The sequence below is a fragment of the Thermosulfurimonas sp. genome, from assembly GCF_015491435.1.
Classification (GTDB): Bacteria; Desulfobacterota; Thermodesulfobacteria; order Thermodesulfobacteriales; family Thermodesulfobacteriaceae; genus Thermosulfurimonas_A.
In genome coordinates this window covers 1-7,765 of sequence record NZ_WFVX01000038.1, presented here as the reverse complement: position 1 = coordinate 7,765, position 7,765 = coordinate 1, and the positions used below count along the sequence as shown (strand labels likewise).

Below are 7,765 nucleotides of genomic sequence, written 5' to 3'. Positions count from 1 at the left end.
GCGGTGGTAGGGGTGGTGCTAATTATGGGGGTCTTTGGCTGGGTAAGGGGATTTAAGCAAGTTCGTCGAAGGGCTGGCGGCGAAGACGGTGGGGCAGGGCCAGACGCTCGGCCACCCGAAGGTCCTCCTCGGTAACCCGGGTCCTTCCCTGAAAGGCGGCATGTGCCCGGGCGGTGCGGGCCATGGTGAGATCGGCCCGATGTCCATCCACTCCCAGGGTGATGGCCTTCTTGGCGATGGCGTAGAGCATCTCCTCGGGGATTTCCACTTCCGGGATCCTTTCTCTGGCAGCTACGATCCGGGAGACCAGGGCCTCGGTTTCCGGACGAAACCTTTCCGTAAACCTTTCCGGATCGCGGGTGAATTCCTCCCAGCGTTCCATGATGAGTACCCGGGCCCGGGGGTCTTTCAACCCCTCCACGGTTACACACAGACCGAAACGATCCAGAAGCTGGGGGCGGAGATCTCCCTCTTCGGGATTCATGGTCCCCACCAGGACAAACCGGGCGGCATGGGCAAAACTCACCCCTTCCCGTTCCACGAAGTTCACTCCCATGGCGGCTACATCCAGCAGGGTATCCACCAGATGATCCGGAAGGAGGTTCACCTCGTCCACGTAAAGGAATCCTCGATGGGCCGCGGCCAGTAGTCCGGGCTCGAATTTCCGTTCTCCCCGGGTCAGGGCGGCTTCCAGGTCCAGACTACCCACCAATCGATCTTCGGTGGCCGAAAGAGGAAGCTCCACCACCCGCACCTTGCGCCTGGTCCGCGGCAGTTGCCCCTCCTGTTCCAGTCGTTCCCGGCAATGCGGACAGAGCCCCTGAAGATCCTCGGGATCGCAGGAAAAGGGACATCCCTCCACCACCTCGATTTCCGGCAGAATATCCGCCAGGGACCGAACCACGGTGGATTTCCCGGTCCCCTTCTCGCCCCGGATAAGGACCCCTCCGATCCCGGGATCGATCACGTTTAATATCAGGGCCAGCTTCATTTCCTCCTGGCCTACCAGAGCGGTGAAAGGAAAAATCGGTCTTTTGATCATGGCCGAACTCCCTCCTTTCTTGTGGGAGAGAACATTTTACCCTCTTTCAGGAGTTGGTGCTACCTTTAGAAAACATAGTATTATTGGAGGATCCGGTTTCTTCGGGTTTCTTTCTACTCTTGGAGTCGGAAAAGGTTTAAAATTTTAGAAAAACGGGAGGTACGCATGAGCAGGATCACGCTTAAGATTGCGGGGATGAGCTGTGAACATTGTGTGCAGAGGGTAACCCGGGCCCTGAGTGCGCTTCCCGGGGTAAAAGAAGTAAAGGTGGATCTGACTACCGGTACCGCCACTCTGGAAAAACCCGAGGAACTTCCCCGTGAGGAAATTGTCCGGGCGGTAGAAGAGGCGGGCTACCGGGTGGAGGAATAGGCCCATGGCCGGGAAAGACCTCCGGGGGAGCCCTCCTTCCCGGGGAGGGCCCGGAAATAAAGAGATCCTGGTCCAGACTCCGGGAAGGGGCCAGGCGGATTCCCGGAGGCGCACCGCCATTCTGGTCATCGGGGGTATAAGTTGTGCGGCCTGTGTGGCCCGTCTGGAAAAGGCCCTGGGAAGACTTCCCGGCGTGGAGGAGGTGGTGGTCAACCTGGCCTCCGGGAGGGCCCGCATCCTTTACGATCCCCGTACCACCGGAATTCCCGAGTTTCGTCGGGTCATCGAGGAGGAGGGTTATCAATTTGTGGGGCTGGCAGAGGAGGCGAAGAAATTTCCGGAAGAGGAAAGGAGGCTGGTCGAGCTTAAAAGAAGGCTCCTTCTGGCCTGGGTTCTGGCTCCGCTGATCTTCGCATTCTCCATGCCGGGTCTCTTCCCGGTTCTCTCCGGGCTTCCTCTGAGCACCCGGTTCTATCTGCTTTTGGCCCTCTCCACCCCGGTGGAATTTTACTCCGGTTGGGAATTCCTGCGCGGGGCCCTGCAGGGGCTCAGGCACGGGCGCGCGGATATGAATACCCTGGTTTCCCTGGGAACCCTTTCGGCCTATCTCTATTCGACGGTGGTGACCTTCTTTCCCCGGGTCTTTACCGCCGCCGGGCTTCCGCTCCATGTTTATTATGACTCCGCCACCATGATCATCGCCTTTGTCCTCCTGGGGCGCTATCTGGAGACCAGGGCCCGGGGAAAGGCCACCGAGGCGGTGCGCAGACTCATGCATCTCACTCCCCCGGTGGCCCGGGTGGTTAGGGAGGATCAGGAGGTGGAGCTTCCGGCCGAGGCCCTCATGCCGGGCGATATAGTGGTGGTTCGTCCGGGGGAACGTATCCCCGCCGATGGAGTGATTGTGGAGGGGCGTACCTCTGTCGATGAATCCATGCTTACCGGAGAGAGCCTCCCGGTAGAAAAAGCCCCGGGGTCCGAGGTTATCGGAGGCACCCTGAACCTTCACGGGGTGTTTCGGTTTCGGGTGGAGAAGGTGGGGCAGGATACGGTGCTGGCCACCATTGCCCGGCTGGTGGAGGAGGCTCAGGGGTCTCGGGCCCGTATCCAGCGCCTGGCCGACCGGGTGGCCGGCGTCTTTGTGCCCGTGGTCCTGTTTCTGGCCCTGGTAACCCTGCTGGTCTGGTATCTCTGGGGTCCGCAGCCCAGGATCACCAACGCCCTCCTTTCCTTTGTTTCGGTTCTGGTAATAGCCTGTCCCTGCGCCATGGGGCTGGCCACCCCGGCGGCGGTGATGGTGAGCACCGGACGAGCCGCGGAGATGGGTATCCTCATCAAGAATGCCCCGGCTCTCGAGGAGGGAGCCAGGGTCAGGGTCTGTGTCCTGGATAAGACCGGGACCCTCACCCGGGGTGTTCCGGAGGTGAAAGGAGTATTTCCCGCTCCGGGCTATCCCCCGGAGGAGGTCCTCGGTCTGGCCGCGGCTCTGGAACGTCACTCCGAACATCCCCTCTCCCGGGCCATAGTGAGGGCGGCGGAGGGCCTGGAAAGCCCCCGGGTGGAAGATATTCAGGCCGTGCCCGGCCGGGGCCTTCAGGGAAGACTGGGAGAGGAAAGGGTCCTGGTGGGTAAACTCGAGTGGATACAGACTCAGCTCGAAGTCCCTCTGGATCTGAAGACTCGGGTGCTTAAGGAGGCTTCTTCCGGCAATACGGTGGTCCTGGTAACCCGGGGAGGAGAGGTCCTGGGTTTTATTACTCTGGCCGATACCCTCCGCCCCGAGGCCCGGGAGACCGTCGAGGAACTCAAGTCTCTGGGGCTCAGGGTGTTCATGCTCACCGGCGACAACAGGGCCACGGCGGCTTCCATGGCCCGGGAACTGGAACTGGACGGATTTCTGGCCGAGGTTCTGCCTGCGGAAAAGGCCCACAAAGTTCGAGAGTTGAGGGAGAGGGGCTACAGGGTAATGATGGTGGGCGACGGGATTAACGATGCCCCGGCTCTGGCGGAGGCCGATCTCGGCGTGGCCCTTTCTTCGGGCACGGATATCGCTATCGAATCCGCGGATGCGGCCCTCATGCGTCCGGATCTCCGGCTCCTCCCCCGAACGATAAAACTCTGTCGGGCCACCCTGAGGATCATAAAACAGAACCTCTTCTGGGCCTTTGCTTACAATGTCCTGGCCATACCTCTGGCCGCAGGGGTCTTCTATCCCTTTTTCGGCTGGCGTCTGTCCCCGGCGGTGGCGGCTGCGGCCATGGCCTTTTCCTCGGTTTCCGTGGTTACCAATGCCCTGCGTTTGAAAAGAATTTCCCTCTGAAATTTAATTATGCTATCCTTAAAACATGAAGAATCTCGATTGTCATCAATATGAAGAATGTTTCCGGCGCCTGCAGGCCAGCTACGAGGTGATTGCGGAACTGGAGAGGGTCTTTCGCTCCGAATCCTCCAGTATGGATCAGATAGCCCGTCTCATAGAGCAGGATCCGGCCCTCACCGCCGAGATCCTCAAAGTGGTCAATTCTCCCTACTACGGTTTTCCCCGCAAGATTTCCTCCGTGGCTCATGCCGTGGTCCTTCTGGGGGTGGTTAATATCCGGATAATCGTGCTCACCGTATCCTTCTTTAAGAGCCATCCGCGGTTAAGCCCCATCTGGGCCCATTCCCAGTGGGTTTCCTATATAGCCAAGGAGTTGCTGAAGAAGCTCCTTAAGAGCGCGACCCAAAAGAGTCCCATGCTTCTGGCCATCGATCCCACCACCCTGGCCACCGCCGGAGTCCTCCACGATGTAGGGAAGATCCCGGCTTATCTCTGTCCCGAGACCCCTCTTCCCGAGGATCATGCCGAGGTGGGGGAGATTATTGCCCGGTGCTTTGATTTTCCCGAGGAACTGGTCTCAGCCATTGCCTACCATCATCGCCCTCACGAGGCTGGAGCCGAGGCGGCTATGGTGTATATTCTTTATTTCGCCAATGAGATCGTGAATCAACGCGAACTCGAGGAGGATCAGATCTCCCGTGGGGCCACCTATCTGGGCTTTTCGGTGAACGAGATGAACGGCGTGTTGAAGAGCACCCGCGAAACCTTTTACAACTATCTGGAGAGTCTGCGCCGACGGAGGCCCCGGAAGTGAAAGTCCCCCGGGTGATGTCCACCCAGCATCCCGATAACGTTTCGCTGCCCTTTTTTGCCGAAACTTCGGACATGTCCGGGGAGGACGAGATCCAGGAGGCCTATTACGCCTTCTCCCACCTGGGGTGCGAGGAACAAATGTGGGACAGCGAAGGCAAAGAGGTGGACGACTTTGTGGTCAAGAAACTTCTCACCCGCTATCCCCATTTCTTTCGTAAGAACCGCCTGGGGGAGACCTGCTTCCTTACCCTGCGTGTCCCCAATCCTTCGGTAGAAAAGGAGGAGGCCAAGGTCCTGGTGGAGGCCCTGGAGAGCATTCCCCGTTCCATGGATGCGGCCCGGCTCTTTTATGGCGATACAGCACCGGCCCCCATCTTTGAGGTCATCCTTCCCATGACCACCTCGGCCCGGGACCTCAACCGGGTATATTTCTTCTATCGTCACTTTATCTCCGGCAAACAGTATCAGCCCATTTACGAGGGAGACATTACCCTGGCGGAGTGGGTGGGGGATTTCCTTCCGGAAAGCATTCAGGTTATCCCTCTTTTCGAGGACATTCCCTCCATGCTCAAGGCGGATCAAATCCTGGAGGAATTTTTACACGGAAAGGATCTGACCCGGCTGAGGGTCTTCCTGGCCCGTTCCGATCCGGCGCTCAACTATGGTTCCGTGGCTGCGGTTTTGGGAAACAAGCTTGCGCTAAAGAGGCTGGAGCGTCTGGCCTCCCGACTGGAGCTGGATATCTATCCCATCCTGGGAGTTGGTTCCCCTCCTTTCCGGGGCAACCTTTCTCCCCACACCGTGGAGCTGGTGCTCCAAGAATATCCCTGCGTGGAGACTTTTACCGTACAATCGGCTTTCAAATACGATCATCCCATCGAAGAGGTGATCGAGGCCATCAAAAAGCTTAAGAATTTTATCCGTTATCCTCTGGAGGAATTCGACGAAGCCCTGGCTCTGGAGCTCATCGAAAAGACCTCCCGCGAATATCAGAGAATAGTGGAGCTTCTGGCCCCCCTGGTGAACAGGGTGGCGCGCGACATCCCTCGCCGTCGGATGCGTAAACTGCATGTAGGTCTTTTCGGATATTCCCGTTCCCTGGGCAAGGTAACCCTTCCCCGGGCCATCGGTTTTTGCGGGGCCTGTTATTCTCTGGGGCTTCCTCCGGAGATTCTGGGTTTGAGTGCCCTTGAGCCCGAGGAACTGGATCGTTTAAAGGAGATCTATCGGAATCTGGAGAAGGATCTTTCTCTGGCCCTTCGGTATTTCAACCCCCGGGTGCTGGAAATCCTTCCGGCCGAGGTAAGAAAGGCGGTCCATCGATCCCTGGATCTGGTGAATTATCTCTCTCTGGATTGCTATCCCGATTCGGCGCATCAGGAATCCACCTCCCGCATTATTCGCAAGCTTAAACGTGAGCCTCATCCAGATCTTACGGACATGGTCATCGAAGCCGCTCATCTGCGCAAATTTTTGGGTTAAACTTAAAAAGATGCTGAAGAAAGGAGCTGTTCCATGAAGAGTCCGAATGTGATCTGGCATCCCCGGCTGGTGAATCGAGGCGATCGGGAACGGTTGAACAAACATCGCAGCGGGGTGATCTGGTTTACCGGTCTTCCGGCCTCCGGCAAATCCACCATTGCCCATTTTCTGGAGAAGGAACTTTTCGACCGGGGCATTCGGGCTTATGTGCTGGACGGAGACAATATCCGGCACGGCCTCTGCGGGGATCTGGGCTTTTCCCGGGAGGATCGGCGGGAGAACCTGCGGCGCATTGCCGAGGTCTGTCGCCTCATGGTGGATGCCGGACTTCTGGTGCTGGCGGCTTTTGTTTCTCCCTATCGCGAGGATCGACGCTACGTGCGCGAGAGGGTAGGGGACGGAGCCTTTTTTGAGGTCTATGTAAAATGTAGCCCCGAGACCTGCGAGAAGCGCGACCCGAAGGGCCTCTACCGCAAGGCCCGGGAAGGCAAGATCCAGGGCTTCACGGGTGTGAACGCCCCCTACGAGGAACCGGAGAACCCCGACCTGGTTCTGGATACCGAGGAGGACGACCTTGAAACCTGCGTTCAGAAAGTTCTCCGTATGCTTTCCGAGAAGGGGTTTATTTTGCTTCTATAAACCTTAAGTGCGGAGGAGTTGTGAAAAGGTTATACGGTATTTTACGGACGGAAAAGGGATAGAGGTATAAGGAGGAATAATGGCGGGGATTATAGAGTTAGTGAAGAAGATGGAAAATCTGGATCCTTCGCTACGGGGCATCCTTTATGAGATTCTAGAGGAAGTAGAAAAACAGAGGGAGGAGGCGAGGAAGTTTTATGTAGCGCGGGAGGAATTTGAAGATTTAAAGCGGGTGGTGAAGGATCTTGCGGAGAGAGTGGGGAAGCTTACGGACGCGGTGAAGGAGCTTGCCGAGGCGCAGAAGCGGACGGAGGAGAGGGTAGAGAAGCTAGAGGAGGGTCAGGCGAGGCTTGAGAGGGCACGTGCGGAGTTAGCGGAGGCGCAGAGGCGGACGGAGGAGGAGCTTAAGGAGTTCAAGGAGGAGACGCGGAGAGGTTTTGAGGAGGTTTGGCAGGCGATAAGGGAACTAGCCGAAGCGCAGAAGCGGACGGAGGAGAGGGTAGGGAAGCTTGAGGAGGGTCAGGCGAGGCTTGAGAGGGCGCTTGAGACTTTGGCGGAGGAGCAGAGGAAGTTAGCGGAGGCCCAGAGGAGGACAGACGAGGAGTTGAAGAAGCTAGCCGAAGCGCAGAGGCGAACAGAGGAGGAGCTTAGGAAACTTTCGCAGGGTTTAAGACGCACTCGGGAAGAAGTAGGCGGTCTTTCGCGTACCATGGCCTACGCTCTGGAGAATGAGGCGTTTAGGTATCTTCCGACTTTTCTGGAGAAGAAATATGGATTTCGGGTGGAGGAGCGATTTGTGCGGACCTTTGTGGATGGAGAGGAGATAAATTTTCTTGCGCGGGGTAGGGTTGATGGAGAGGAGGTATATCTGGTGGGGGAGACGGTTTTACGGCTTATGAGTGCGGGGAAATTTAGGCAGCTTAGGCGGAAGGCTGGGGTGGTGGAGGAGAAGACAGGCAGGAGGGTGATCCCGTTTGTAGTGACGCATTTTGCGCACCCCAGGGTATTGGAGAAGGCTAAGGAGACCGGCATAATTGTGGTCCAGAGTTTTGAATGGATTTAGGATTGGGTTGCGGTAGTGCTGAGCAGACTCCGGG

Annotated in this window: 7 protein-coding genes; 6 read left to right on the top strand and 1 reads right to left on the bottom strand. The window is 57.6% G+C overall.

The window, feature by feature from the left end; translation table 11 throughout:
- Positions 1-52: 52 nt before the first annotated feature.
- The gene (locus F8J34_RS01600) at positions 53-1,042 is read right to left on the bottom strand and encodes an ATP-binding protein (RefSeq protein WP_297055830.1); all 990 of its coding nucleotides are present in this window, start codon (positions 1,040-1,042) and stop codon (positions 53-55) included.
- Between the two features lie 165 nt (positions 1,043-1,207).
- On the opposite strand from F8J34_RS01600, the gene F8J34_RS01595 reads away from it, so the two are divergent.
- The 6 genes from F8J34_RS01595 to F8J34_RS01570 all read left to right on the top strand — a co-directional run bounded on the left by F8J34_RS01595 (position 1,208) and on the right by F8J34_RS01570 (position 7,731).
- Positions 1,208-1,414, top strand: coding sequence for a heavy metal-associated domain-containing protein (locus F8J34_RS01595; protein WP_297055827.1), 207 nt, complete (start codon positions 1,208-1,210; stop codon positions 1,412-1,414).
- A 4-nt stretch (positions 1,415-1,418) separates the two neighbouring features.
- On the top strand, positions 1,419-3,734 hold the full coding sequence (locus tag F8J34_RS01590) for a heavy metal translocating P-type ATPase (RefSeq protein WP_297055822.1): 2,316 nt from the start codon (positions 1,419-1,421) through the stop codon (positions 3,732-3,734).
- Between the two features lie 25 nt (positions 3,735-3,759).
- Positions 3,760-4,548, top strand: coding sequence for an HDOD domain-containing protein (locus F8J34_RS01585; protein WP_297055819.1), 789 nt, complete (start codon positions 3,760-3,762; stop codon positions 4,546-4,548).
- Complete coding sequence (gene ppcA, locus F8J34_RS01580) at positions 4,545-6,029, top strand: phosphoenolpyruvate carboxylase (protein WP_297055817.1); 1,485 nt, start codon at positions 4,545-4,547, stop codon at positions 6,027-6,029. Before F8J34_RS01585 ends, ppcA begins: the two co-directional genes overlap by 4 nt.
- Before the next feature lie 33 nt (positions 6,030-6,062).
- Positions 6,063-6,668, top strand: a complete 606-nt coding sequence (gene cysC / locus F8J34_RS01575) for an adenylyl-sulfate kinase (RefSeq protein WP_297055815.1) — start codon at positions 6,063-6,065, stop codon at positions 6,666-6,668.
- Between the two features lie 79 nt (positions 6,669-6,747).
- Positions 6,748-7,731 (top strand): hypothetical protein, encoded by a 984-nt coding sequence (locus tag F8J34_RS01570; protein ID WP_297055811.1) that lies wholly within the window; start codon positions 6,748-6,750, stop codon positions 7,729-7,731.
- The last annotated feature ends 34 nt before the right edge of the window (positions 7,732-7,765 follow it).